The 25,209-nt window shown below is 43.1% G+C and carries 31 protein-coding genes, 1 other RNA gene, 1 pseudogene and 1 riboswitch; of the genes and pseudogenes, 21 read left to right on the top strand and 12 right to left on the bottom strand.

Annotated features, from left to right (window positions below):
• Positions 1-68: 68 nt before the first annotated feature.
• The gene (locus ICW23_RS05170) at positions 69-1,556 is read right to left on the bottom strand and encodes an aldehyde dehydrogenase family protein (protein ID WP_099745019.1); all 1,488 of its coding nucleotides are present in this window, start codon (positions 1,554-1,556) and stop codon (positions 69-71) included.
• A gap of 182 nt (positions 1,557-1,738) precedes the next feature.
• On the opposite strand from ICW23_RS05170, the gene ICW23_RS05165 reads away from it, so the two are divergent.
• Complete coding sequence (locus ICW23_RS05165) at positions 1,739-1,942, top strand: DUF6501 family protein (RefSeq protein WP_007407979.1); 204 nt, start codon at positions 1,739-1,741, stop codon at positions 1,940-1,942.
• 381 nt (positions 1,943-2,323) lie between these two features.
• Entirely contained in the window at positions 2,324-2,668 is a 345-nt protein-coding gene (locus ICW23_RS05160; RefSeq protein ID WP_003153783.1) for a PH domain-containing protein, read from the top strand.
• Between the two features lie 44 nt (positions 2,669-2,712).
• On the opposite strand, the gene ICW23_RS05155 is transcribed toward ICW23_RS05160, so the two are convergent.
• Both ICW23_RS05155 and ICW23_RS05150 read right to left on the bottom strand, forming a co-directional pair.
• Positions 2,713-2,946, bottom strand: coding sequence for a hypothetical protein (locus tag ICW23_RS05155; protein WP_003153785.1), 234 nt, complete (start codon positions 2,944-2,946; stop codon positions 2,713-2,715).
• Positions 2,943-3,215, bottom strand: coding sequence for a hypothetical protein (locus tag ICW23_RS05150; protein WP_016936599.1), 273 nt, complete (start codon positions 3,213-3,215; stop codon positions 2,943-2,945). The genes ICW23_RS05155 and ICW23_RS05150 overlap by 4 nt, the downstream gene beginning before the upstream one ends.
• 73 nt (positions 3,216-3,288) lie before the next feature.
• Between ICW23_RS05150 and ICW23_RS05145 the strand changes: the two genes are divergently transcribed.
• Positions 3,289-3,771 (top strand): Hsp20/alpha crystallin family protein, encoded by a 483-nt coding sequence (locus ICW23_RS05145; RefSeq protein WP_016936598.1) that lies wholly within the window; start codon positions 3,289-3,291, stop codon positions 3,769-3,771.
• On the opposite strand, the gene ICW23_RS05140 is transcribed toward ICW23_RS05145, so the two are convergent.
• Positions 3,758-3,991, bottom strand: a complete 234-nt coding sequence (locus ICW23_RS05140; protein ID WP_188154143.1) for a hypothetical protein — start codon at positions 3,989-3,991, stop codon at positions 3,758-3,760. The genes ICW23_RS05145 and ICW23_RS05140 overlap by 14 nt on opposite strands.
• Positions 3,992-4,083: 92 nt before the next feature.
• Between ICW23_RS05140 and ICW23_RS05135 the strand changes: the two genes are divergently transcribed.
• From ICW23_RS05135 to ICW23_RS05105, 7 genes and pseudogenes are all read left to right on the top strand, one after another.
• Positions 4,084-4,464, top strand: a complete 381-nt coding sequence (locus tag ICW23_RS05135) for a hypothetical protein (protein WP_045926174.1) — start codon at positions 4,084-4,086, stop codon at positions 4,462-4,464.
• A gap of 88 nt (positions 4,465-4,552) precedes the next feature.
• Complete coding sequence (locus ICW23_RS05130; protein WP_188154142.1) at positions 4,553-5,044, top strand: TraR/DksA family transcriptional regulator; 492 nt, start codon at positions 4,553-4,555, stop codon at positions 5,042-5,044.
• A gap of 145 nt (positions 5,045-5,189) precedes the next feature.
• Positions 5,190-5,816: an FMN-dependent NADH-azoreductase gene (locus ICW23_RS05125; protein ID WP_003153791.1), complete on the top strand. Its 627-nt coding sequence runs from the start codon at positions 5,190-5,192 to the stop codon at positions 5,814-5,816.
• 224 nt (positions 5,817-6,040) lie between these two features.
• Positions 6,041-6,226: non-coding RNA, 6S RNA (gene ssrS, locus ICW23_RS05120), on the top strand.
• Between the two features lie 102 nt (positions 6,227-6,328).
• Positions 6,329-8,107, top strand: a complete 1,779-nt coding sequence (gene recQ, locus ICW23_RS05115; RefSeq protein WP_188154141.1) for a DNA helicase RecQ — start codon at positions 6,329-6,331, stop codon at positions 8,105-8,107.
• Positions 8,108-8,342: 235 nt separating this feature from the next.
• On the top strand, positions 8,343-9,209 hold the full coding sequence (locus ICW23_RS05110) for a 3D domain-containing protein (protein ID WP_188154140.1): 867 nt from the start codon (positions 8,343-8,345) through the stop codon (positions 9,207-9,209).
• Between the two features lie 162 nt (positions 9,210-9,371).
• Positions 9,372-9,764: pseudogene (locus ICW23_RS05105) on the top strand (hypothetical protein).
• Between the two features lie 31 nt (positions 9,765-9,795).
• Here ICW23_RS05105 and ICW23_RS05100 read toward each other — a convergent pair.
• Both ICW23_RS05100 and ICW23_RS05095 read right to left on the bottom strand, forming a co-directional pair.
• Entirely contained in the window at positions 9,796-10,773 is a 978-nt protein-coding gene (locus tag ICW23_RS05100) for a S66 family peptidase (protein ID WP_188154138.1), read from the bottom strand.
• 66 nt (positions 10,774-10,839) lie between these two features.
• Positions 10,840-11,343: a hypothetical protein gene (locus ICW23_RS05095; protein WP_395941011.1), complete on the bottom strand. Its 504-nt coding sequence runs from the start codon at positions 11,341-11,343 to the stop codon at positions 10,840-10,842.
• 189 nt (positions 11,344-11,532) lie between these two features.
• Between ICW23_RS05095 and ICW23_RS05090 the strand changes: the two genes are divergently transcribed.
• Positions 11,533-12,315, top strand: a complete 783-nt coding sequence (locus ICW23_RS05090; protein WP_016936590.1) for a VLRF1 family aeRF1-type release factor — start codon at positions 11,533-11,535, stop codon at positions 12,313-12,315.
• A gap of 144 nt (positions 12,316-12,459) precedes the next feature.
• Positions 12,460-12,999, top strand: a complete 540-nt coding sequence (locus ICW23_RS05085) for a DUF420 domain-containing protein (RefSeq protein WP_016936589.1) — start codon at positions 12,460-12,462, stop codon at positions 12,997-12,999.
• 63 nt (positions 13,000-13,062) lie between these two features.
• Here ICW23_RS05085 and ICW23_RS05080 read toward each other — a convergent pair whose 3' ends face one another.
• On the bottom strand, positions 13,063-13,728 hold the full coding sequence (locus ICW23_RS05080; RefSeq protein WP_016936588.1) for a lysozyme family protein: 666 nt from the start codon (positions 13,726-13,728) through the stop codon (positions 13,063-13,065).
• A 218-nt stretch (positions 13,729-13,946) separates the two neighbouring features.
• Between ICW23_RS05080 and czrA the strand changes: the two genes are divergently transcribed.
• Positions 13,947-14,252, top strand: a complete 306-nt coding sequence (czrA, locus tag ICW23_RS05075; RefSeq protein ID WP_173363131.1) for a Zn(II)-responsive metalloregulatory transcriptional repressor CzrA — start codon at positions 13,947-13,949, stop codon at positions 14,250-14,252.
• A gap of 28 nt (positions 14,253-14,280) precedes the next feature.
• Here czrA and ICW23_RS05070 read toward each other — a convergent pair whose 3' ends face one another.
• A complete protein-coding gene (locus tag ICW23_RS05070; RefSeq protein WP_016936586.1) occupies positions 14,281-14,802 on the bottom strand; it encodes a CcdC protein domain-containing protein in 522 nt (173 codons plus the stop codon).
• Between the two features lie 224 nt (positions 14,803-15,026).
• Between ICW23_RS05070 and ICW23_RS05065 the strand changes: the two genes are divergently transcribed.
• The 6 genes from ICW23_RS05065 to yobK all read left to right on the top strand — a co-directional run bounded on the left by ICW23_RS05065 (position 15,027) and on the right by yobK (position 20,081).
• Entirely contained in the window at positions 15,027-15,746 is a 720-nt protein-coding gene (locus ICW23_RS05065; protein WP_188154137.1) for an MBL fold metallo-hydrolase, read from the top strand.
• A complete protein-coding gene (locus tag ICW23_RS05060; RefSeq protein WP_188154136.1) occupies positions 15,746-16,312 on the top strand; it encodes a TetR/AcrR family transcriptional regulator in 567 nt (188 codons plus the stop codon). The genes ICW23_RS05065 and ICW23_RS05060 overlap by 1 nt, the downstream gene beginning before the upstream one ends.
• A 50-nt stretch (positions 16,313-16,362) precedes the next feature.
• Positions 16,363-17,073: an AraC family transcriptional regulator gene (locus ICW23_RS05055; protein WP_188154135.1), complete on the top strand. Its 711-nt coding sequence runs from the start codon at positions 16,363-16,365 to the stop codon at positions 17,071-17,073.
• Positions 17,074-17,141: 68 nt separating this feature from the next.
• A complete protein-coding gene (gene csaA / locus ICW23_RS05050; RefSeq protein WP_060962577.1) occupies positions 17,142-17,474 on the top strand; it encodes a chaperone CsaA in 333 nt (110 codons plus the stop codon).
• A gap of 331 nt (positions 17,475-17,805) precedes the next feature.
• Positions 17,806-19,608: a T7SS effector LXG polymorphic toxin gene (locus tag ICW23_RS05045; RefSeq protein WP_188154134.1), complete on the top strand. Its 1,803-nt coding sequence runs from the start codon at positions 17,806-17,808 to the stop codon at positions 19,606-19,608.
• A gap of 14 nt (positions 19,609-19,622) precedes the next feature.
• Positions 19,623-20,081, top strand: coding sequence for a type VII secretion system immunity protein YobK (yobK, locus tag ICW23_RS05040; RefSeq protein WP_188154133.1), 459 nt, complete (start codon positions 19,623-19,625; stop codon positions 20,079-20,081).
• Positions 20,082-20,112: 31 nt separating this feature from the next.
• Here the strand turns inward: yobK and ICW23_RS05035 are convergent, their stop codons facing one another.
• Both ICW23_RS05035 and ICW23_RS05030 read right to left on the bottom strand, forming a co-directional pair.
• Positions 20,113-20,403 carry a hypothetical protein gene (locus tag ICW23_RS05035; RefSeq protein ID WP_016936579.1) on the bottom strand — a complete coding sequence of 97 codons (291 nt, stop codon included), beginning with the start codon at positions 20,401-20,403 and terminating at the stop codon, positions 20,113-20,115.
• Positions 20,396-20,974: a MarR family winged helix-turn-helix transcriptional regulator gene (locus ICW23_RS05030; RefSeq protein WP_188154132.1), complete on the bottom strand. Its 579-nt coding sequence runs from the start codon at positions 20,972-20,974 to the stop codon at positions 20,396-20,398. Before ICW23_RS05030 ends, ICW23_RS05035 begins: the two co-directional genes overlap by 8 nt.
• A gap of 176 nt (positions 20,975-21,150) precedes the next feature.
• On the opposite strand from ICW23_RS05030, the gene ICW23_RS05025 reads away from it, so the two are divergent.
• Positions 21,151-21,375, top strand: a complete 225-nt coding sequence (locus tag ICW23_RS05025; RefSeq protein WP_045926188.1) for a hypothetical protein — start codon at positions 21,151-21,153, stop codon at positions 21,373-21,375.
• A 45-nt stretch (positions 21,376-21,420) separates the two neighbouring features.
• On the opposite strand, the gene ICW23_RS05020 is transcribed toward ICW23_RS05025, so the two are convergent.
• On the bottom strand, positions 21,421-21,705 hold the full coding sequence (locus tag ICW23_RS05020; protein ID WP_095241653.1) for a hypothetical protein: 285 nt from the start codon (positions 21,703-21,705) through the stop codon (positions 21,421-21,423).
• Between the two features lie 83 nt (positions 21,706-21,788).
• Positions 21,789-23,843 (bottom strand): molybdopterin oxidoreductase family protein, encoded by a 2,055-nt coding sequence (locus ICW23_RS05015; protein ID WP_188154131.1) that lies wholly within the window; start codon positions 23,841-23,843, stop codon positions 21,789-21,791.
• Positions 23,844-23,990: 147 nt separating this feature from the next.
• Positions 23,991-24,083: riboswitch (SAM riboswitch) on the top strand.
• Positions 24,084-24,204: 121 nt separating this feature from the next.
• Here ICW23_RS05015 and ICW23_RS05010 point away from each other — a divergent pair.
• Positions 24,205-25,206 (top strand): 2-hydroxyacid dehydrogenase, encoded by a 1,002-nt coding sequence (locus tag ICW23_RS05010; protein WP_188154130.1) that lies wholly within the window; start codon positions 24,205-24,207, stop codon positions 25,204-25,206.
• Positions 25,207-25,209: the final 3 nt, after the last annotated feature.

Here is a 25,209-nt window from a genome sequence, read left to right as displayed (position 1 = left end):
ATATTCATATGCAAAAAGCGGCATGACACAAAAAAGAAACTGCTGGCAGGCAGCAGTTTCTCGTTTTATTAATCTTCCAGACTGATCCAGACGCTTTTCACTTCTGTATAATTATCCAGCGCGTAAGAGCCCATTTCCCGTCCGAGGCCGGATTGCTTATAGCCGCCGAAAGGAGAGGCCGCGTCGAATACATTGTAGCAGTTGACCCAGATGGTGCCGGCCTGGAGACGGTCAGCAATGTAATGGGCGTTTTTCACATTCTCAGTCCAAAGTCCGGCTGCAAGGCCGTATTCCGAGCGGTTCGCACGCTCAATGACTTCATCTACCGTATCATACGGAATAGCGGCTAAAACCGGGCCGAAAATTTCTTCTTTTGCGATGGCCATGCTGTCATCCACGTCCGCAAATACTGTCGGGGAGACAAAATACCCTTCTTCAAACGGACAGCTTCCGCCTGTAACGGCTTTGGCGCCTTCTGCTTTTCCTTTTTCAATATAAGAAAGCACGCGTTGATGCTGTTCCTTACTGACGAGCGGACCGATTTGCGTATCTTGGTGAAGACCGGCTCCCTGCCGAAGTGATTTCGCATATGAAACCATTTCGCTTACGACCTCATCATATTTATCTTTGTGAATGAAGACACGGGAGCCGGCACAGCATACCTGCCCCTGATTAAACATGACCCCGTTTAAAGCGCCGGGTATGGCTTTTTTCAAGTTGGCGTCAGGCAAAATGATGTTAGGTGACTTACCGCCAAGCTCCAGCGTTACGCGCTTGATACTTTTCGCGGCTTTCTCCATAATCTTTTTGCCGATTTCTGTAGAACCGGTAAAAGCGAGTTTATCGACATCGTCATGGTTGGTCAGCGCTTCCCCGGCCGTCTCGCCGAACCCGGGAACAATATTGATGACGCCGTCAGGGAAGCCCGCCTGATCAATTAATTCAGCTAAATAGAGGGCGGTCAGCGGTGTCTGCTCCGCCGGTTTCAAAACGATTGTACATCCTGTGGCAAGGGCGGCGCCCATTTTCCACATCGCCATAAGGAGCGGGAAGTTCCAAGGGATAATTTGCCCCACGACGCCGACAGGCTCATGGCGGGTGTAATTAAAATATGAGCCGGCGACCGGAATCGTTTGTCCGGTTATCTTTGTGGACCACCCGGCATAATAACGCATATGCTCAATTGCCAGCGGAATATCTCCATTCGTCGTTTCATTAATCGGTTTTCCGTTATCAAGTGTTTCAAGCTGCGCGAGTTCAGTCTTGTGCTCTTCCATTAAATCAGCAAGCTTATACATCAGCCTGCTTCTGGAAGCGGCCGGCATTGTGCGCCATTCGCCGTGATCAAAGGCTTTGCGTGCCGCTTTCACTGCACTGTCAATGTCTTCTGCCTGTGCCTCGTAAAGCGTCATCAAAGTTTCTCCGGTTGCCGGATTCGGTGTGACAAAGGTTGATCCTGAAGCGCTCGGAACAAATTTTCCGTCAATATAAAGCTTCTTCGTGCCTTGCAAAAATGTTTCCAGCCTTTTTGTGATCTGCATCGTTAAAGAACTCATTCGTAACAAACCTCCCGAAATTTTTTATGGTCTGTTTTGAGCATCTTGATGTCCGCGCAAAGTAAGCGCATACAGTCATTCTATAATACAGACCCAGGTAAAATCAATTGATAACCGTTATTGCAATTCACAAGAAAAAACAGCTACAATAAGCTTATCGATGAAGAAAAGGAGTTTTACAGATGATTCATAATAATTGGCAGACAAAAGAAAGCGTTAAAAAGGTAAAATGCGTACATACAGATGCGAAAAAATACATTGTCAAAAACGTACTGACGCCCGGCAAAGAGTATGAGGTCAAAAATGAAACAGAAGAATTTATTTTTGTCGTGGACAACACAAATAAAGTCGGCGGCTTCTACAAAGAGTATTTTGAAGAAGTCTAAAGCTGAATGAATTTATTTTGCTAAAAGCTTTAGCATGTTCAGAAAAAGGCACGGACAAATAAGGAACAATTGAAGATACAGATCGTTGATGTTTTGTTGAAACCGCGGCATTCAGAGGCCGCGGTTTTTTACGGCGATAAGAAAAAAACTGACTTTTCGAAAAAAATATGGTTTTCTTGAAACCTTTTCTTCTGCAAAACCGTATTACTTCATAACAGAGCACCTTTCGCGAAAAGGCTTATCCGATGAACGTTCTGAAAATGTAATCTGTTCGTAATGGTTTAAATGCTGTCTATGTCGTATTCTTATATAGGGATAAAGAACTTATTTTTTTATGTATTTGATAAAATATAGTATAGAAGCAGAAAGTGGGGTTCTTCATTGGGAATTTTTTCTGTCAGCAGATCAACCGACACAAAAAAGCTGGAGGCTTTGCTCGTTGAGGGAGAACGGATTGAAACGATCTATAAACTGCGGGTTGACCAAATATGCTTTACAAATAAACGAGTGATTTTCTTTGATAATAAAATGTTCTCCAAAAAGAAAGTGCGCGTCTTCCTTCCATATAAAACAATTGAAAGCTTCGCCATTCAAGAAGCAGGGATGTTTGATCCTGATACGGGCCTCGTATTAATGACAAGGGGAAAAACATTCGAATTGGAATTTGCAAAAGAAACGGACTTGACCGAGGTTCAAGCCATTTTAACAAAATACTTATGCAGCTAAATATGACATAAAAGCCATCCGAATGCAGGCGGATGGCTTTTTTATTAGATAATGCTTGTTTTTCCGGAGTTCGAATCAATGAGATCCGGATCAGCAATAGAACTGATGGGGATATAAATCGGCGCCAAATCACCGTTTTCTTCACCGAAGCCATAGTTAATCTTATTGGATAAAAAATAATCGATTTGCTGATACGGGCCGATCGTAATGGAAGAGCCGCGGTCGACCGCATTCACTTTAAAGCCCCCTACATTTACCAAAACCGGCGAAAACATCATAATGGGTCTCCTTTCCCGGCGGGGATTTTGCCGCATGCTGACTCGAAGGTAGACGGAGCATCAATTTGATCTCTGTCATCCACTTTCCCATTCGTGCCGAAAAAGCCGCTAGCATCCCCGAAATTCTGTCCGTACCCCTGATTCTTTTTATCGGAATTCTGCCATTCCGCCAGTAAATTCTGTCCGACATTCACCGCTGAAGCATTTTCAAAGGAATTAATTTTCAACATGAAAATATTAATATTGATATATGGAGTTGGTTGAACCACAGGCAAACCTCCTTTAATACAGGTGTATGCCGGCTGTTATGACCGTATGCTTAGACAGGAGGACGATAAAAAAATGGATTTCGACAAGATGAAGCAATGGATGGAAATGGCGCAAAACATGTCTGGCGGTGATTTTTGGAAAAACATTTTTGATGATGAACAATTGAAATCATTTCAAAACGGTCATTCTCATTTTCCCTTTCAGCAGGGAGATGGGCAAATGAGAAGAAATGAGGATGCTTTTCCTCTTATAGATATAGTGGAAACCCATGATGAACTCCAATTTTTGCTGTATCTGCCCGGCTATCGGAAACAAGATGTTCAGCTTTTGTCTTACGGAGAATATATTGTCGTAAAAGGCACGAGAAAATCCTTCTTCAATGAACAGGATTTTAAACAGAAGACCGGAAAATACGGCGATTTCGAAAAAAAACTCGACCTTCCTCATTCCGCTCAGGGAACGAAGGGGATGCAGGCGGTATTCAAAGACGGAATTTTATATATATCAATTGCTAAACATTTGGGGGATGCAAGCCATATTATTATCGAAGGCTGACCTTATTTGCGGTGCCGTCTATCAGATCTGAATCATCAATACTTATGATGGGGATAGCGACAACAGTGCAATCTCCGCTTTGTTCACCATATCCTTCATTTCTTTTATTAGCGGCAGTGCGCCTCAGTATAACGGAAGAACCGGTGTTAAATGCCGCTCCGCTGCTGATTCCGTTTATTTTTATATGCTCAAAGTTAATAACCGATGGAAAAAACATCATCATTCACCTCCTTTTTGTATACCATGTTTATATATTCGCAATGCGGGACACCTAGAACTTTCCAAGAGTGACGGGGAAAGAAGTGATTTTCTTTGAAAAAAATAATGAAAGAGCTTTTCAAAAAAGTATGTGAAGAAGAATTAGACAGGCTTCAGAAAGTGGAACAGCAGCTTGATGAGCTTCAGAATAAATGTCATTCTGAACCGCAAACGGTTGAAGGGGAAAAAACGTATGTCCATATCGAGAGCGTAAAAGTGGACAAAGTGGAATACAACATTGACTTTGAAAAGCTGAATATAGGAGAGCTGAGCGGAATGCTGAATATCGGCGCCACATACCATACGCCGGAGCACCAACTCAAAAAAGCCTGCCCTGAAGAATTTCGGGACAACCAGGATAATGATCCGGTGAAAGAAAAAAGACAGACAAAACAGCAGACACCGAGTGTCAACATCAGGGGGAGAACACATTGAGACCCATTGTTTCAGCCGCCTTTTTTGAGGGTATGTAATAACTGAACTGAGAGCAGCAGGAATACAGACGAAAAAGGAGATGCTGAATATGTCATTATCAAAAGAACAGCGGGACAGCCTTTATCATAAATTAATCGATTTAAAGGACGGTCTTCAAGGAGAATCAAAAGAAAAACATTCAATGAGCGAAGACACGGGAGAACTGTCAAACGGAGTAGATAATCACTTGGCTGATCACGGAAGCATTTATTTGGACAGGGTTACGAATCAGACCTTGGATGAAGTCGATCAGAATCTTTTAGATGAGGTGAATGCCGCGCTTGAGCGGATGGATAAAGGAACATACGGAATATGCGAAAAAACGGGAAAAGAAATCCCTTATGAAAGGCTTGAAGCCGTTCCGTACGCCAGAATGACCGTCGAAGCGCAACGGGAAGCAGAGGGGGATGTGAAAACAGACGCCCCTTCATATGAAAGGGAATTTCATGAGCAGGTGAAAGACCTCTCAAATAAAGAAACCGTTGATCAAAAAAACTCACAAACTTACGAAATTCTGGAACGCGAGCAGGATTCACAATAATATCAGCAGGTACATTCACATGTACCTGTTTTTTTATTCCATAAAAAAATCTCAGAATCGAAATAAAAACGTTGACTTTATATAAAAAAGAAAGTAACATACTATTTGTAAGTGAATATTAAAAGATTACCGGGAGGAATTTAGAATGTCTCAAGTATTATTTGTAAAATCAAGTGACCGTACGGCTGAAGAAGGCGTATCAGTAAAATTATATGAAGCGTTTCTCGCTGCTTATAAAGAAAACAATCCGAATGATGAAGTAATTGAACTTGATCTTCATAAAGAAAACCTTCCTTACCTCGGAAGAGATATGATTAACGGAACATTCAAAGCTTCAAAAGGAATTGAAATGACAGACGAAGAGAAAAAACAAGCGTCAACGGCTGACATTTACTTAAACCAATTTGTCAAAGCTGACAAAGTCGTGTTTGCATTCCCGCTTTGGAACTTCACAGTGCCTGCTGTGCTTCATACTTATGTTGATTACCTGTCTCGCGCAGGGGTTACTTTCACATACACGCCTGAAGGCCCTAAAGGTCTGATGGGAGATAAAAAAGTAGCGCTCTTAAACGCACGCGGCGGTGTATATTCTGAAGGACCGATGGCATCTCTTGAAATGTCATTAAACTTCATGAAAACCGTTCTCGGCTTCTGGGGAGTTCAAGATCTTCACACAGTTGTCGTTGAAGGCCACAATGCTGCGCCTGATAACGCTCAAGCGATCATTGAAAAAGGACTGCAAGAAGCGAAAGATCTGGCTGCAAAATTCTAATCTAATTGCCGAAAACTCTTGCACCCAAATAGGGTGTGAGAGTTTTTTCTATTATATATAGAAGAAACTGGTGACAACTTTCGCAGCAATCTTATATTGATATATTGATATTTTGTCGAAAAAACAACTTTTATGGAGAAAAAAGCATTTTTTGCACAGAAAAAAGGTTTTCTGTAAAAGAATTAACCCCCTTGCCAAAATACGACTGATGGTGTAGGATATAAGAGAAGCTACATTGTTCGTATTGTTAATTAAGTTTTAACCTTTAAGCTGTAATAGGGAGTTTTATATCGAAGCTGGAATGTCATGCCTCCATTGCAGAGGACGACAGGAACGCTTCTGCAAACACCCACTTTGAGGAGTGGTGGTTTAAAACTTTCTTACTTGCGTACGGCATACGTAGCGAAAGCCATTTCCCTTGCGGAGATGGCTTTTTATTTTGACCTTGAGCAGCGTACTTTATCAGTATGATAAAATAAAAGAATCAAAGACAAAGTGAGGTTTTACGACATATGCTGGATAAAGCCGAATCCCTTCTGGCGCATTATTTTGGCTACGACAGCCTTCGCGCGGGGCAAAAACAGGCGATACAATCAGTTGCAGAGGAGAGAACAAACACGGTCTGCATTATGCCGACGGGGGGCGGAAAATCAATCTGCTATCAGATTCCCGCACTGCTGTTTGAAGGAACCACAATCGTTATTTCCCCTCTTATTTCCTTAATGAAAGACCAAGTCGACGCGCTTGAAGAAGCGGGTATCGCGGCAGCTTATATTAACAGCACTCAGACAAGCCGTGACATTCATGAGCGCCTGACCGGTTTGAAGGAAGGGGCTTACCGGCTCTTTTACATCACGCCGGAGCGTTTGACTTCTCCTGAATTCATTCACATCCTGCAGAATATTACGGTTCCTCTTGTCGCCATTGACGAAGCTCACTGTATATCGCAATGGGGGCATGATTTCAGGCCGAGTTACCGGAATATCGAAATCCTTTTTAATGAATTAAAAGAGCCGCCCGTCATCATCGCATTAACGGCGACGGCTACGCCTGAGGTTCATGATGATATCTGCAAGCAGCTTCACATCAATAAAGAACAAACTGTATATACCGGTTTTGCCAGAGAGAACTTAACATTCAAAGTCGTAAAGGGCGAAAACAAAGACCGGTTTATCGAGCAGTACCTGGAAAGAAATAAACACGAAGCCGGCATTATTTATACAGCAACAAGAAAAGAAACGGACCGTTTATATGAGAAATTAAAACGCAGCGGCATCAATGCCGGCCGTTATCACGGCGGATTGGCGGATGATGACAGAAAAGATCAGCAGGAGCGGTTTCTTAACGATCAGATACAAGTGATGGTTGCTACGTCCGCTTTTGGAATGGGAATCGATAAGAGCAACATCAGATTCGTTCTGCACGCGCAGATTCCGAAGGATATGGAGAGCTATTACCAGGAAGCCGGGCGAGCCGGACGCGACGGCCTCAATAGCGAGTGCGTGCTCTTGTTTTCGCCGCAGGATATTATGGTGCAGCGTTTTTTGATAGATCAATCGGCTGCCGGAGAAGAAAAACAAAAGCAGGATCTCAAAAAACTGAGGCAGATGGTGGATTACTGTCATACCGAAGATTGCCTGCAGCGGTTTATTCTGAAATATTTCGGCGAGAATGAGGCGGAAGCTTGCGGAGCATGCGGCAATTGCACTGATACAAGAAGCGCGCATGACGTCACTAAAGAAGCGCAGATGGTATTGTCATGCATCATCAGAATGAATGAACGTTTCGGAAAAACGATGGTGGCGCAGGTGCTTAGCGGGTCAAAAAATAAAAAAGTGCTGGAAAACGGCTTCAGCAGCCTGTCCACTTACGGCATTATGAAGCATCAAACCGCAGCGGAAATCAGTGATTTTATCGAATTCCTTATTTCAGATGAATACATCAGAATGGCAGACGGGACTTTTCCGACGCTTCTGGTCACCCAAAAAGGAAGAGACGTTCTGCTTGGAAAGAGCGCAGTCGCGAGAAAAGAAGCCTTACAGGCCGCCGCCGTCACCGAAAATGATGAATTATTTGAGATTCTCCGGCGTCTCCGCAAAGAGATCGCAGCGGAACAGGGCGTGCCTCCATTTGTCGTGTTCTCGGATCAGACGTTAAAAGAAATGTCTGCGAAACTCCCGAAAACGGATCATGATCTTCTTTCCGTAAAAGGGGTCGGGGAACAAAAACGATTGAAATACGGAGCGCTTTTTTTAGAAGAAATCCGAAATTATGTAAGAGAAACAGAGTGAAAAAAAGTTTTTATAGAAATTTGCACATTGTGTTTTACAGCCGCGCCGGAAAAATCAGAAGCTTGAAAACCCTTGCTGTATCAAGGTTTCAGCAAGACTTACCAAGTGAGAGAAATGTTTCATGTAAAGGAACTGTAATCTAATTCAAATCGTTTTGTTATTGAACTGACATTTTCATATGTTACGATATCACCTGTTAGCCGCCAATAAAAAGCTAACAAGGGAGGATTTACTTATGAAGAAGACGATTATGTCCTTTGTCGCAGTTGCAGCAATTTCAACAACTGCATTCGGAGCTCACGCTTCTGCTAAAGAAATCACGGTGCAAAAGGGTGACACGCTCTGGGGGATCTCGCAAAAAAACGGAGTGAACCTAAAGGACTTAAAAGAATGGAATCAGTTATCTTCTGATTTAATCATTGAAGGAGAGAAACTGACTATTTCTTCAGTAGAAACAACCACATCTGGGCAGTACACAGTGAAGCAGGGCGACAGCCTCTGGAAAATTGCTCAGAAATTCGGAACATCAGTCGGTAATCTGAAAAGCTTGAATAACTTGCAATCAGATATCATTTACGCAGGCACAACATTAAAGGTGAAAGGTCAGGCGCAGGCTGCACAGCCGGCTCAAGCCAGCCAGCCGCAAACTGAACAAAAACCAGCTGCCGAGACAGAACAGCCAAAACAAGAAGCTGTCCAAAAAGAGCAGCCTAAACAAGAACCTGTTCAAGAACAACAACCTAAACAAGAAGTGAAGGCTGTCGAAGCAAAACAGCAGCCTGTTCAATCAAATACAAACCAACAAGAGCCTAAAAAGCAGCTGACAATGACTGCAACTGCTTACTCCGCTAACGACGGCGGCATTTCCGGTGTAACGGCAACCGGTGTTGACTTAAACAAAAACCCTGATGCAAAAGTCATCGCGGTAGACCCTAGTGTCATTCCGCTTGGCTCTAAGGTTTATGTTGAAGGTTACGGAGTGGCAACAGCAGCAGATACAGGCGGCGCAATTAAAGGAAATAAAATTGACGTATTTGTTGCAAAGAAAAGTGACGCTAACAACTGGGGCGTCAGAACAGTAAATGTTAAAGTGTTAGACTAGTTTCATATAGAGATGAAGAACACAAGGCGAAATGCTTTGTGTTCTTTTTTTCTTCCCTTTTTTGTCTGTGTATAATCGTTATATGCTGAAAAAGAAAAAGCGTTCCCCGAATATGATATAGAGAGAATGAGTTTGAAAGCGGCATCTGAAGGGATGAATCGAATGGAGCCGGAACTTATATTGTTGTGGAATACCTTTACAGAATCACCGATATTTCAAGCAGGAATATGCACCGCTTGCGCCATTGTGCTGGTTATCGGATTGTCTATGCCGGCTGTCAGGCTGTTTCAGGCGCTTGAAAGAGGGAAGGGAAGGCCCGCCGTTATTGAAAAGGTGAGACATACCGGCGTAATGATTAATGGCAGACACGAGCTTGTACTTATTTTAAACGTAAAAAACCAAGACGGAACGCATGATAAACGTGAACTGGCATATGCCGCGTGTCATGAAGAAATCAGCCGTTTTTATGAAGGAGCTTCCGTATGAGTGACGTCAGCGGCTGGCGGACGAATTATGATCGCTCCGCGAACGCCGCGGCATAAGGCGTCAAAATAAAAAGACGGGGCGGTTTTCCCGTCTTTATGTATTAATGCCGATCGATCCATATCCGTCCGCCTTCTGAGCCGGCTTCTATTTTGCATGTTCCTCCGATCGGGAAAGTCATCATAGGAGAAGTATGGCCGAAGTCAGCGTTTGCGATAACGGGCATAGACGACAGTTCTTTTTTTGTACGGATGACGGCGCAGAGAGCCTCTTCAGACACATTTGAAGCATGCTGGAACCGTCCGATGACAATTCCTTTCACGGCTGAAAAAGCGGGAAGATGAATGAGTGACTGCAAATCCCGATCAAACATATGAATGTCAGACATATGATCATCTTCTATAAACAGAATCACTTGTTCCATATCCGGAAAGTATTCCGTGCCTTGCAGAAGATTCAGGGTGCAGAGGTTTCCTCCGATCAGTGTTCCTTCCGCATAACCGGGTTGAATAACGAGCGGACCCGGATTCGGATAAAAACGTCTGTCCTCCTGGTTCATATACCATTTATCATCACTCCACTCGGCCGAAGGCTTTACTTCATACGGCTTATCAGAAGCGCAGCAGGCTAAGAAAGAGTCAATCGTATAGTCCAATCCTTTTTTCATGGCGAATGAAGAAAAATGGGGGCCGGAATATGTAACAAGCCCGGTTTTTTGATAAATGGCATGGCCAAGGGCGGTAATATCTGAATAGCCGCAAAGGATTTTCGGGTGCCGCTTGATGTTTTCATAATCAAGATAACGGAGCAGCTGATTTGATTGGAACCCGCCGAGTGTCGTCAAAATCGCTTTGATGTCAGGATCAGCGAAAGCTTCGTGCAGATCCCGGACACGCGATTCAATGGATGATGAATCAAATTCATTTATTTCTTTCGCATGCTCTGAAAAAGACACACAAAAACCCAGCTCCTCCAATTTTGTCTTCGCGGCATTTATATTTTCATCTGTCATAACGGACATGCTCGTTGCCGGAGAAACAATACGAATGCCGTCACCTTTTTTCAATTTTTCCGGATACAAAAAAAACCCCTCCTTATATGGTTTTATCTATTACACCATAGAAAAGGGGGTTTTTATATCACTTTTTTACAGGTCGACCCATTTAATGCCGCCTGATTGTGTATCCTTGTCAATCCAGACATCAAATTGATGCTTTTCATAAAAATGAACGAGTCTGTCGACATGATCCCAATCACGCTTAGCGATGTCGCCCGTCACTTTCGGGATATTCTGCTCCCTGGCGATATGTTTTAAAAATTTCATGCAGATCGAACCGTAGCCGTGGTTCGGCGGGCCTTTAATGTCCCCGATATGAATGGCATTTTCATAATAGGAAGCAATCAGTGAAAAACATCCTCTTCCCCGGTAGGCTGATTCACAGTCAGTCAGCATAATCTTACATGTTTGGCCATCATCAATCGAGGAAACAATGATCCAATCGTCATTGTTCGATTGATCAATACCAAGCACTCGCGCGTCTTTTGATACATCTATCAGATTCTCCCGCATTCTGAAAATCTGAAATTCAAGCTTATGAAGCTCTTTTTCCAGCTCTTTCTGATCTCTTTCTTCTGCAGTAAACAAAATCATACTCCTTTCACAGCGTAAAACGTCATAGTCAAACACAAGTATCCATTGTAGTAAATGATGTCTTGGTTTGTAAATGGGTTTTGCAAAAACTTTTTTAGAAAAGTCTGCCGTATATATGCAGATTGACGTTTTTAAGGAGGCCGGGATAGGGAAAGGAACAGGGAGAAGCGGAAAAAGGAGGAATCTATGATGGCAATTGAATCACTCATCGGCAAATTGAAGTACGTAATGACGGAATCTCCTGATAAAATGCTTTCCTTATATGTAAATACGGATATGAGAAATCCGGATCAGCAGGGGGGAGAGTGGAAAATCGCTTTAAAAACCGGTTTTCGGAGATTAAAGGAGTATCTGTCTGTCAGTGATCCAAAAGAAGAAAAATCCCTCGTCCGCATCATGGAACGTGTCTATCAATATATCGATGGGCTCGGTAAAGAAATGCCGCGAAGTCTCGTATTTTTTGCATCGGGAGAAAGCGGTATCTGGGAGACGATTGAGTTGCAGGTGCCTGTCGAAACACGGTTTTATTGGGAAGAAACGGCCGTTCTTGACCAATTGGAACTTCTCCGTGAACAATATCCGAGCACGGCTTTTATTCTCACCCAGCAAAATGAAGTGAAGATTATCGAAATCGTACTCGGAAAAATTGAAGGGGTGGAGCATTATCAATACGACGTCATCAATGAATCCTGGAAACCGCAGGATGTAAGCGAGAGCTCCGCATCAATGGCCGAAGATGCTGCCAAAGCCCACGTCGAAGAAAATCAAAACAGGCTGTATAAACGATTGGCTTCAAACCTTGATCAAAAGGCCGCATCACATAAATGGGAGCGCCTCGTAATCGCGGGAGATAAGGAAACAGCCGATATTCTCGATCAGCATATGAACAAACCGATTGATCGGGTCATTCCAAAAAATCTGTTGAATGAAAACGAACATAAGGTGATAGAAGAACTGTTGAAGGAAGCATAATATGACGAAAGGCCGGGTCTCAAACACCCGGTCTTTTTAGGGCTTAAGTTTGTCTAATTTCTGACGAAGCGGGCGAAACCGTTGACATCAAAGCTGAATTCTCATACCATTTGGATAGTCAGTAAAATTGAGAGAGGTCATAAGATGAATCAGACAGAAAACAACAAACCTAAAAGTTATACCGGTATCGTGCTGACATTGACCGTTTTGATCAACGGGTTAATTGCGGTGCTGTTTTTTATGCCGAAATCGGGTCAGGTCAGCATTGCCAATATTCATATTCTGCCGATGTTAAATGCCATTTTTAACAGCTTTACTTTTATCTTTTTGCTGGCAGCGCTCTTTATGATTAAGCAAAAAAATATTCAAGCGCATAAACGCTTTATTTTGGCGGCGTTTACGACGACTCTGCTGTTTTTGATCTGCTATGTCGTGTATCACTCAATAGCTGAGAATACTTTATTCGGCGGCCACGGCATCATTCGGGGGATTTATTTCTTTATTTTGATTACGCATATTTGCCTTTCCGCCATCATTGTGCCGCTTGCGCTGTTTACGCTGATCAGAGGTTTCAGCATGCAGGTGGAGCGCCACAAAAAAATCGCCAGATGGACGATGCCGCTCTGGCTGTATGTCAGTCTGACGGGTGTCATTGTATACTTAATGATATCGCCGTATTATTAAAAAAAAACCGTGCTCCGCGCGGTTTTTTTCTATTGAAAAAAGGCGCCTCAGACAAGGCGCCTTTTACTCTTCAAGCGTTTCAAGTGTTGTTACATTTAAGGATTGTTCAACGGTTTTTGTTTTTGCTTTTACTTTTTCTGCGTACGTGTAATCACCATAGCAGTAGGGATAACGGAAATTGCCTTTGTTCCCTCCGCAAGTGTAAAGTTTCGGATTCTTTTTGACCTGCTGCTCGGAGTATTGTTTTGCCAGTTCCTCAGTATGCGATCCTCCATGTTCAGCCACAAAATCAATATAGCCGGCTCCCATGTTGTAGCTTTGTATAATCGTATCCAAGTCTACGCCTTTTCTCTTGCCTGTTTGGTACATGAGAGTGAATTGTTTGATTCCCTGTTTGATACTGGTTTGAGGGTTTTTGATTTGATTTCGCTTTAAACCCAGAGATTCTGAAGACTGCATGGGATCATTTCCTCTTCCTTTTGACTCCTGATATATCATGCCGAGTACCAGCGATGTATATCTAGTGAGCCCTTTTTCATCCAGCTCGTCCTCCACAAGCGGTTTGTAATCCGTCAGCCGTTCAAGCACGATCGGTTTGACATCAAACGGAAGACTTTTGAGCAATTCATTATTTGAAAATAACAGGATGAGAAAGAAGGACACCATGACAAAAACACATATCATCATAAGACCCGCAGCAGCGAAACAGCCTTTTTTCTTTTTCTCCACTGTGTTTCACCCTCAATTTCAGGAGCATTATGACTTTTTCATTATGACACAGATGAATGCGCGAAACCAAGCAGAAACCCGTATTTGAAACATAAATTTAAAATAACGGTTCTTTTGTCAGGCACAGGATGTATCTGCATCAATTGACATTTGGTATAATTGGGCTACTTGAGAAAAGAAGGGTGAGGTATATGACTGAATTTCACGAATCCGGAAACATGAATGACCCCGCTGTCGATTTAGATGAGGAAACATTATTTTTGGTTGCCCAGACTTTTAAGGCGCTGTCTGATCCGACCAGAATCCGAATTCTCCATTTGCTGTCACAGGGTGAGCACGCGGTAAACGATATCGCAGAAAAGCTGAATTTGCTGCAGTCTACCGTTTCTCATCAGCTGCGTTTTCTTAAAAATCTGCGCCTCGTCAAATCACGCAGAGAAGGAACATCCATCTATTATTCTCCTGAGGATGAACATGTGTTAGATGTGCTTCAGCAAATGATTCACCATACGCGGCACGATTAAAAAACATCCCTGCTTTTAGACAGGGATGTCAGCCGTATTGACTGTTATTTGTCTGGTCTCTGCTCGTTTTTAAAACATAAAAAGAGAAGCCGCTGTAATAAACAGCGATGAAATAAAAGACACTGATGGTCAGCGGATCGGCGCCGACCGTTTGGCTGTATGCCTCCGGATGGGTAAAATCCGCTGTGACCCGGTAAATTTCAATAACCCGATAAACAAATCTCGATAGGAATAACGTTAATAGAATAAGTTCAATCCACAGATGAGTCCGAAAATACATTTTTCCGCGGCGCTCTTCAAAAGAAATGTTTCGTTTGGCAAACAGAACCAGAAGCCAGCCGCAAAAAGTGCCGAATATAAGATACCCGTATAAAGCCGGGTGTGTGATGCTGAAAAACGCCAGAGCGGCGGCCAGCAATGAAAATAAAATCATTCTTGTATAAAGCCAGCGGGGTTTCAAAGGCTGAAAGCCGACGGACCGTTTCACCTTTTTATATAGAAAAAAGGCAATCATTAAGACAGGGCAGATGCTTTGAAGTGTGATATGCATGATGTGGAACTCCCCCTCCGTTGAGTAGTGTATGCTTATCCGGCTGGTTTTAGTAGTCTGATTTATTCGCAGGCTGAAAGCATCTTTTATCACAGTATGCGTGTTTCTTTTTTTGGCATGAGAGAAGCGCCCGCGCCTTTTTTAAGATTTAAACAGAAAACGCTTGATAAACTAACGGTATTAGTTATAATAAAACTAACAACATTAGTTTCAGGGGGATATTGATGAGAATCTTACAATACGGAAACGTTTGGCAGCTGACCTTTTTTCCTGCGCTTTTCCCGGTGAATTGTTATTTGGTTGAGGAGGAAGAAGGGGTAACCCTGATTGACGCCGGCCTTCCCAACAGCCATAAAGGAATCAAACAAGCTTTGCAGCAGCTTGGGAAACCGCTGAATACCATATTGCTCACCCACGCGCATGTAGATCACATCGGTTCGCTTGACTCATTATCTGCGGAATTTCCGGATGCTGATGTCTGTATTTCTGAACGTGATTCTTTCTTGCTGAAAGGTGACACTTCATTATTTGAGCATGAAGCACAAACGCCGATAAAGGGAGGAGTGCCCAAAAATATTCAGACCGAACCTGATCGCCTGCTGAAAGGCGGCGAGCGGATCGGATCTTTGCTTGTCATTCCCGCTCCCGGTCATACGCCGGGGAGTCTTGCTTTTAAAGATTTGAGAGATGATATGCTGATCGTCGGAGATGCCTTTCAAGTACGGGGAGGCCTTGCGGTTTCAGGAAAGCTGAAATGGAGATTTCCGTTTCCCGCCTTTGCCACCTGGAATAAAGAAGAAGCTGTAAAAACAGCAAGAACGCTTATCGCTCATCAACCAAGCTGTCTGGCCGCCGGTCATGGAAATGTTCTCTATCATCCTGCTGAAATGATGGCTGAGGCTGCTGATGAAGCCGAACGAAGTCTGCGGGGAGGCCGATTATAATGTCACCGAGAGTCGGAATGAGCCTGGACATGATATTGAGAGCCGCAGCAGGCATCGCTGACGAAAAAGGGCTGAATGAAGTGACGCTTGCGGCCGTTGCAAAGTCCTTAAACGTAAAACCGCCTTCCCTTTATAATTTTGTCAATGGTCTTCAAGGAATTAAGACAGAGCTGGCCGTCTCCGGTTTAACCATGTTATATGAAAACATGGCGGCATCCTCAGAAGGACTGACAGGTGAAAGGGCCATGCTTTCACTTGCTGATGCCTATATCAATTTCGCTGAAGCCAATCCCGGATTATATGAAGCAACATTTCAAAAAATAAAAGACGGCCGAATGGAGAATCTGTCCAGCCAGCTTGTGAATCTTGTTGTCAGGCTGCTGACAGCAAACGGTTATGCATGTCCCGAAAACGCAATCCATGCCGCAAGAGGACTGAGAAGCCTGCTTCACGGCTTTGCTGCGCTGAGGAAACAGAGTGCATTTGAATTGACTGAATCAATTAAGGAAAGCCGGAAGTTTGCTGTTGTTGCTTTTTTAAGAGGTTTACAATTAAATAAACAATAATATTATTATGTAAACTAAAAACGAAACAGATCATCCAAAAGGAGGGGCAAATGGATTCATTACAGAACATCGTTTGTGAGCGGCGCACTTATTCACATATTTTTGATTCCCATGTTCACACATACTGTCAAATACTCTTTCCTCTCGAAGGACAGCTGGACTTGGAAACAGAAAGACGTGAGGTGAGATTAAAACCGGATCAAATGCTGTATATTCCGCCAGGACATGAACACCGGTTCCGTTCTTTGGAGCGAAATGAATGTCTCGTTCTTGATATGCCGGCATATTTTTTAAGCGGCTCATTTGACCCCGGTGTGATCAATAAGCTTGATTCCTTTTGGACTTCGATTCGGTTTCTGCTGACAGAAGAGGCAAAGCAGCAGTCGTCTCATTCATTGAGTCTGCTCGCAGAATATATTGCTGGAAAGATACAAGAAAGCCGTACAAATGATTCAATCACGTATATCCGCCGAAATCTCTCAAAGACTTTTACTATTAAAGAGCTTGCCGCAATCGAACATTACCACCCGGCTTATTATTCTGACTGGTTTAAAAGGCAGACGGGGAAAAGCCCGCAAGCTTATATTTCCGAGCTCCGTCTGAAGAAAGCGGAACAATTGCTTATTGAAACAAAATGCCGGCTGACAGACATCAGTCATGAGGTCGGCTTTCAAAATTTGTCTTCTTTCACCAGGTGGTTTGTCAGACATAAGGGAATAACACCGCGCGCCTATCGAAACACCTTTCAAACAGATAAATAAGCCCAAAGATCGGTTAAATAAACTGTGTCTTTTTTTGGTATCATGATTGTAAAAAAGGAGTTTTTGATATGGCAGTCATCGAAGATTTTATGAAGCTTGATCTCAGAATAGGAACGGTCGTAAAAGCAGAAGTATTTCCGGAAGCAAAGGTCCCGGCTATTAAGATGACAATAGATTTCGGCGGAGAAATCGGCATAAAGCAATCAAGCGCCCAAATTACAAAACGGTATGAACCAGGTGATTTGACAGGCAGGCAGGTTACCGCTATTGTCAACTTTCCGCCGCGGCGGATCGCCGGATTCAAGTCAGAGGTGCTCGTTCTCGGCGGCATCCCGGAAAAAGGAGACGTCGTCCTGCTTACGCCCGAGCAGACCGTACCGAACGGAACGAAAATCGGATAATAAAAAAAGACGTTTGCAGAAGCAAACGTCTTTTGCGTATTGAGGCGATACACCACACGCCACATTCGTGTGCGCCGCAAGGGCATGTGCATCGGCTTACACAATTCAGCTCATCGCTATATGAATATAGCATGTCGGCTGTAGAAATGCAAGAGATATTTTAATATATGTTATATCTGGCTTTGTTTTGCCGATCACCATGACTACTTGGTGTAAGGTTTTGTTCAAATTCTATGATCTTGCATAAAACAGTGCGGCAAATGAAAGAGGTTCAGCTTATCTTATATCCTATGGTAAAATTTAGACGGAAAGAAGCGGAAAGAAGACGTAAATGAAGGTATTTGAAGCAGCCTCGTTCATTTCAGCGGCGGAAAAGCGGGCGAAAGAATACGATCAGATTAGAGAACAATTTATCAATCTCAGAAAAGAGTTTCAGGGAATGGCTGATCTAGATGAAATTGAGTTTTCAGGTAAAGGCGCTGACAACATTAAAGCCTTTTTCCAAGATCACGCTGGTGTCACAGACAGCTGGCTTGATCTGATCGATATGAAGATTGCTTTTCTTAACAGCATTTCTGGAAAAGTAACTGATGCGGGACTATCCGATTCGTTTGTGGAAGAGTCATTTTTAGAACACGAGCTGATTTATGCGAAGAATAAATCACAAGCCATCATGCAAGAGCAACGGAATGAAATGAGGGATATTCTTAATGAGATAAGTGATATTGTTCATCTTGATGTTTTCTCTACAGAGGATGTCGATCAAAAGCTGGATTCAGCAGACAAGAAACGGGACAATACCATACACAAGCTCGGAAAGCTCGATCATGATCTAACGAGGGAATACGCAGAAACCGAAGCGAACGAGCATTTCATCCAAGCCGACTTTCAACAGCTCCAAAATGCCACGGGTAAAGGGAAAAACGCAACACCACTTCACTATAACGCCAAGGCGTACAGAGAAAGTGGCATACATAAGAAAAAAGGCGAGATTGCAAAACATTCGGATGCTTATTTGACGATTAAAAAGGAAGAGGCGAAAGAGCGGGAAATCAAGGATTTGAAGAAAAAGCTCGCTGACGGTGTGACCGATCCGGATGAATATTTAGAAATTGCGAAGAAGATCGGTTACGAGAATCTTGAACCTTCTCAGCAGCAATATGTCATTCAGCTTGAACAAGCAAAACAGATGGAAGAAGCCGGAGAAGTGACTTGGGATATTTTAAAAGGAGCCGGCGTCGGTCTTTATGATGTCGGGAAAGACACGCTAACCGGTTTATGGGATTTCATAACCGATCCGGGAGAAACCCTGTCAGCACTGGGGAATGCAGTGCTTCATCCAGTTGAAACATACGATGCTATTGCAACAGCAATAGAAGAATCGTATCAAAAGGATATGGTGAACGGAGATGCTTACTCCAGATCTAGATGGGTGACATATGCGGTCGGTTCAGTGGCTGTGGCTGTCGTCGGAACCAAAGGCGCAGGAGCCGTTAACAAAGCTGATGCGGCGGGGAAGATCATAAACAAGGCAGGACAGGCAGGTCAGAAAATTAAGGATGTTAAACTTCCAGATTTGCTTCCGTATAACTCTAAGTATGATCTTGCTCTGGCCGATAACGTACCATACAATGTGGTTGACAGCCAAAACCTTAAAAATGAACTTTTGACCAATGCAAAGAAAATCCCGGATGGAACGAGAAAGCCGTTTACCGGTCAAGAAATAAACCTTCCTTGGTTAAATAAAGAAAAGTATGGTGCTTTTGAGGTTAAGGGCAAGGTAAAAGCAAAAGGAAAAGTTAAAGACATAAGCCGCAGAGTGTATACTATGAAAGATATTGATATTAACCAAAAAACAGAATTTGGCGCAACAAATCTTCAGCTTATGAAAAACGGCAATGCTCCTTATGCAAAAGATGGCACACAGATTAATTTACATCACTTGATTCAAGAAGAACCTGGCCCAATGCTTGAAATCCCAAACAGTTTACATACAAAATATAGTGATGTGATTCATAAGCTTAAGACTGATGGTGAAAGTTTTAGAAATGATAAGATTTTAAAAGCACAGTATGAAAGCTTTCGAAAGAGATATTGGAAGTGGAGAGCGAAACAATTTGAGAATGAGAATTGAGGTGTTTAAATTAAATGATTTATTCGAAGGTTGAAAACTTTATTAATGAAAACAAACAAAATGGTATATTCACAGAGGGTGCAAGCCATGAAAACATAACTCGCATTGAAGAAAAACTTCAATGCCAACTTCCTATTAGTTATAAATGGTTTTTAGAAAAATACGGTGCTGGCGGTTTATTCGGTGTTTTAGTTTTAGGCTACAACTTTGATCATGCATCAGTTGTAAATAGAACTAATGAATATAAAGAACACTATAGCCTTACTGATGGACTTGTGGTTATTGAAGATGTTGATTACTTTGCTTACTGTCTAGATACGAATAAAATGAAAGACGGAGAATGTCCTGTAGTTGAATGGGATAGGGTAATTGGTTATCAAGATACTGTTGCAGAAAGCTTTATTGAATTTTTTTATAATAAGATTAAGGAAGCGAAAGATGACTGGGAAGAAGATGAAGACTGGGACGATTAATAAAAGAAAGCTCTCTTTTAGAGAGCTTTTTTCAGGTTTTTAATTTTTTAACAGGATTTATAATGAGCAAACAGGCATTGCTCAAAATACTCGCCGCACCTATCCAAAGCAGCCATTGTGTTTCGGTCAGCCACGAGGCAGTTAGGATAAAGAGTCCAATGGCAATTGATATATAATTGCCGGCTCGGTCCAGTTTGCGTTTGCGATGAATTTTATATTTGGCATGAGAAATAAATTGATCAATTTTATCTTTCAGCTCATAGCTTTTTTCCTTTATCTTATTCTCTGCCTCTTTTACTTTTCGATAAAGCATATTATTCATCGTCTCCACTCCCGTATCGCCGTTTTGAAAATTCAGCCATGATTTTTTCCTCATAGTTATCTGAGATGAATTGAGCCTGGTTTTCAACTTTCAAATGTGCTTTTTCTTCAAAACCATCCTGTTCTTCACCATCAAAACGATAAAGTTTTTGCAATAGCCTCCAGAATGTTTCAACTTCTTCAGTTGTGAACTCATGAAACATATCCGCTAAAAAATAGGTGGATTTTTCTGAACAGGAAACTAACGCTTTTTTTCCTTCAGGGGTAATCTCAATATTGATTGCACGTTTATCCAGTTTGCTTGGCACAGTGTGAACATATCCTTTTTTCGCGAGGCTTGAAATTAGCTTGTTAGCGGTTTGTTTTGTTGTGCCCAGCTTTTTAGCGATATTCATAAGTGTGGTATCTTCCGTCGGTAAATGGGCAATAGCGATAAGAGTCATGTGCTGTCGGGAAGTCAACATTTCTAAGTATTCGTCTCCGCGAGTTTGCACCTTATTGACAACCGAAAACAGTGATGCGTAACTTTGTTGCATAAAATGCAGTTCTTTCATTAGTAAATTAATATCCATAAGTTATCTCCAATCTAAATTGTCACCATGTTGACAATTATAATATACATTGAAATGGGAAATAAGTCAACATGGTGACTAAAAGAGGGGGGTACGGCTGTTTTACAAATGTCACAGGCAGTCGGAGTATTTTCAAAAGGTGAAATAAATATAATAAATGCGAGAAGGTGTTTGGCATGCAGAAAGTGAACTGGTCAGAACAGTATGAATGGTTCAATAAACAGGATGAAAAAGACGGGCGTTTAATGGCGCTCCTTCGTCATGAGCTTGCATATGAGGAAGTCATACGGTTATATACGAAAGGGTTTTATTTGAAATCCAAAGAAGGGGATGTTTCGTTAAGTAAGAACGATATCTGTCGTATGTTTGGGGTTGAAGAGAGGCAGGGCGGCAAATCTTAATGAACGGGAAGAGGAGAACTCTCTTCCCGCTATTCACGGCAGCTGTTATTCTTTTTCCAGCATGGAAGTCAGCCATTCTCGTAATGCAGTTTTCTGTACATACCGCTTTCCGTTTCTGGTGATATGCGGAATATCGGAAGTGTCAGGCACGATTTGTTTTGCTTCTTCCTTAGTCACTCCTAAATAATAGCCAATGTAGAAGTGAAGATCTTTTTCTTTGATGAGAATTTGGTCAGTGTGTTCATGAGGATCAGGTGATTTAAAGTTTTTTAATCCGTCTCCTATGAAATATCCGGCTAAAGCGGTGCCAATGCCGGTAATAATATCCATACAGCAAACCTCCAATAAAAGTCATTATGTTTTATACGGTCAAATCCGCCGAAAGGATTCACTTTCAGTAAGACCGGGGGAGCTTATTTTTGCTTTCCGATCTTTTCCACCTGTACCTTTCCGGAGAAGAAAACAGCGCCTCCGCCCATATCTGCAAGCCGATCGGGAGTGAGTGAATTGACCAGCTGTTTTTTATCATCCGCGTCTGCCCAAAGCCCTTGGCTGACTGCAACGCCGGGAAGCACTTGTTCGCCGACTGAAACTGTCAATTCACATTCGCCGCGGTTGTTCCAAATTCTCACGGTTTCCCCGTCTTCGATGTTCCGGCGCTCAGCATCTTTTGTATGAATAAAAAGCTTTGGCGCTTTTTCCAGTTTTACGTGTTTTTCATTATTCGAAAATGTCGAGTTTAAAAAGTTATGATTCGGTCCCGGGACAAATAACAGCGGGAAATCATCATCGCTCTCAAGAGGGATGTGTGTGGGCAGCGCCGGATAACCGTCCTGTTTCATCTTTTCAGAATATAACTCGATTTTTCCGCTCGGTGTCTTGAGCTTGCCAGGAAAAAGCGGTTTTTTCCGATTGGCTCTCATGAAAGAATAGGATGAAAGCGAATCGTAATCAATATCCTCGATATACGGATTGGCGGGAAAGTCCAGCGCCTGTCTGATTAATTCTTCATCGGAATCCTGAAGCTCCTGCTCGGTAAAGCCCATCGCCCCAGCAAGCAAACGGAACACTTCCGTATTCGATTTGCTGTCCCCATATGGTTCGATCACCGGTTTTTGCAGCTGAATAAAATGATGCCAGTAAGACGTGTAAAAATCCGTGTTTTCAAAGGCGGATGAAGCAGGGAGCACGATATCCGCATATTTGGCGGTTTCCGTTAAAAACAGATCGTGAACGACTGTAAATAAATCCTCCCGCTGCAGGCCTTTTCTGACTTTATTCGCTTCCGGCGCAACCACTGCGGGATTCGTACCGTAAATAAACAGGGAGCGCACGGGCGGTTTTGTTTCTAAAAGAACGCTTCCGAGCCTGTTCATATTAAATGATCTTGGCTTCCTGCCATAAAGCAGATCAGGCCGCTGGAGCGCTTGTCTGTTATAGTTTAATATCGCGCTGTTGTGCTTGATTGCGCCTCCCCCAGTGCGGAGCCACTGTCCTGTCACAGCCGGAAGGCAGGCAACGGTGCGGACGATCATTCCGCCATTGTCATGGTGCTGAATGCCGTTTCCGATCCTGATAAGGGAAGGGGAGGTTTCGCCGTACATTCTCGCAAGGCGTCTGATATCGTCTGCTTTAACGCCTGTTATAACAGAAACCGTTTCAGGATCATACTGTTTGACATGCGCTTTTAATTCTTCACTGCCTTCGGTGTATTCTGTGAGAAATGCTTCATCGTGAAGGTTCTCGGCAAATAAAACATGCATGATACCGAGAGCGAGTGCGGCATCTGTGCCGGGGCGAATGGGAATAAACCAATCGGCAAGCCGGCCTGTTTGGTTCTTATGTACATCGATAACGACAATTTTAGCTCCTTTTTTCCGGGCTTTTTGAGCAATCATGACCTGATGCATATTCGTGCTGACGGCATTGATTCCCCAGAAAATAAAGAGCTTTGCATGTATGGTCTCTTCCGGATCAGTACCTGCGCCTTCTCCCATTGTATAGTTATAGCCCTCCGATCCGGCTTTGCTGCAGATCGTCCGTTCGAGCTGGCTCGCCCCGAGTCGGTGGAAAAAGCGGCGGTCCATTCCCTCTGCCGCCAGTTTTCCCATATTGCCGTAAAAGCTGTACGGGAGAATGCTTTCCGCTCCTTCTTCGGCAATAAGCTCTTTCCAGCGCGCACTGATCGTATTGATTGCTTCATCCCATGAAATAGGCGCAAACACAGCTTTGCCTTTTTCGCCGATCCGTTTTAACGGGACGGTTAAACGTTTTTCATCATAAATGCGCTCAGCCATGTGCCGGACTTTGTTGCAAATATTCCCTGATGTGCCGGGGTGATCCGGGTCTCCCTGAATGTTAACGATTTTTCCGTCTTTTTTTGTCACAAGTAAGCCGCATTGATCGGGACAGTCCAGTGAGCACACCGACTTAAAGACGCCGTTTGGCTGTTTTGCAGCAGAATTCATAGCCCATTTCTCCTCTTTTTTTATATTGTAAGCATTATAACATTTCGAAATAGATCGTCAATTCAGAAAAAAAGTGTTGACATCACGGAAAGACTTATCTATGATGAGTTTATTCTTTTTAAAAGCCTGACAATTTCATCATTTTATTTTCTATCAAGAGAGGTGGAGGGACTGGCCCTATGAAACCTCGGCAACATTTATTGTGCCAATTCCAGCAAGCGTATGCTTGAAAGATAGGAAAGAATGGTCTATACATATTTGTGCGCTTCAAGCGGATAAAGACGGTATATGAATCTCTTTCCTTCTTCGGGGAAAGAGATTTTTTTGTGAAAAAATTTATGTGAAAAGGATGTTTTGCACCATGACGGTTTTAATTACCGCACCATATCACGACGAGGGGCTGAAGGAGCTGACAGATCTGTTCGGCCGGACTGTACACCTGCCGTGGAAGAAGCACGGCCGGGCCTATCGGGAAGATGAATTAATCCGGATGATTCAAGAGACAAACGCGTCGGGGCTTATTACCGAACTTGATGAGGTATCAGAGCGAGTGATTGATATATTGCCGGATTCCGCTTTTATCGGCGTCTGCAGAGGGATGCCGTCTAATGTGGATATCACGGCGGCGACTAAAAGAAAAATTCCTGTCTTCTTTACACCGGCCCGCAATGCCCAGGCTGTTGCTGAAATGTTTATCGGAAATGTCATTTCATTTTTGCGCCACACGTATTCTTCTCATCAATGGCTGAAGGCCGGGAAGTGGAATGGTGATTATTTGCAGGCTTACGTCAAATTCAGGGGAAATGAGCTGACGGGGAAAACAGTCGGCCTTATCGGTTTCGGAGCTGTCGGACAGAGAATCGCCCGGCTATTGTCGGCTTTTGACTGCAAGGTGCTGTACTATGACCCCTTTGTTAATCATGAGAACCGGGAGTATGAAAAAACGACGATTGAACGGGTATTTTCTGAAAGTGATATTGTCTCCGTTCATTTGCCGCGCACCGAAGAAACCATCGGCATAATCGGCGCCCGGCATTTTCAATTGATGAAGCAAGAAGCTGTTTTTGTCAATACATCAAGAGCAGCAGTTACAGACCGAAAAGAGCTGCTGCGGGTGCTGAAAGAACGGCGGATTAAAGGAGCGATCCTTGACGTGTTTTATCACGAACCGCCTGAATCTTCTGATTATGAATTGATCTCATTGCCGAATGTGTTCGCGACTCCCCATTTAGCGGGCGCAACATTTGAGGTGGAGGATCATCATGTGAGGATTTTAAATGAGGCGCTTTTCAAATGGAAAAAAGATCAGCTTTGCTCAATACGTGAACTTTATAACAAAAGAGAACTTGAGATGGAAGGATAGAAA

The sequence above is a fragment of the Bacillus sp. 1021 genome (assembly GCF_014534735.1).
Lineage (GTDB): Bacteria > Bacillota > Bacilli > Bacillales > Bacillaceae > Bacillus > Bacillus siamensis.
Note: the sequence above shows the minus strand (reverse complement) of the source record. Positions and strands in the feature narration are given on the sequence as shown.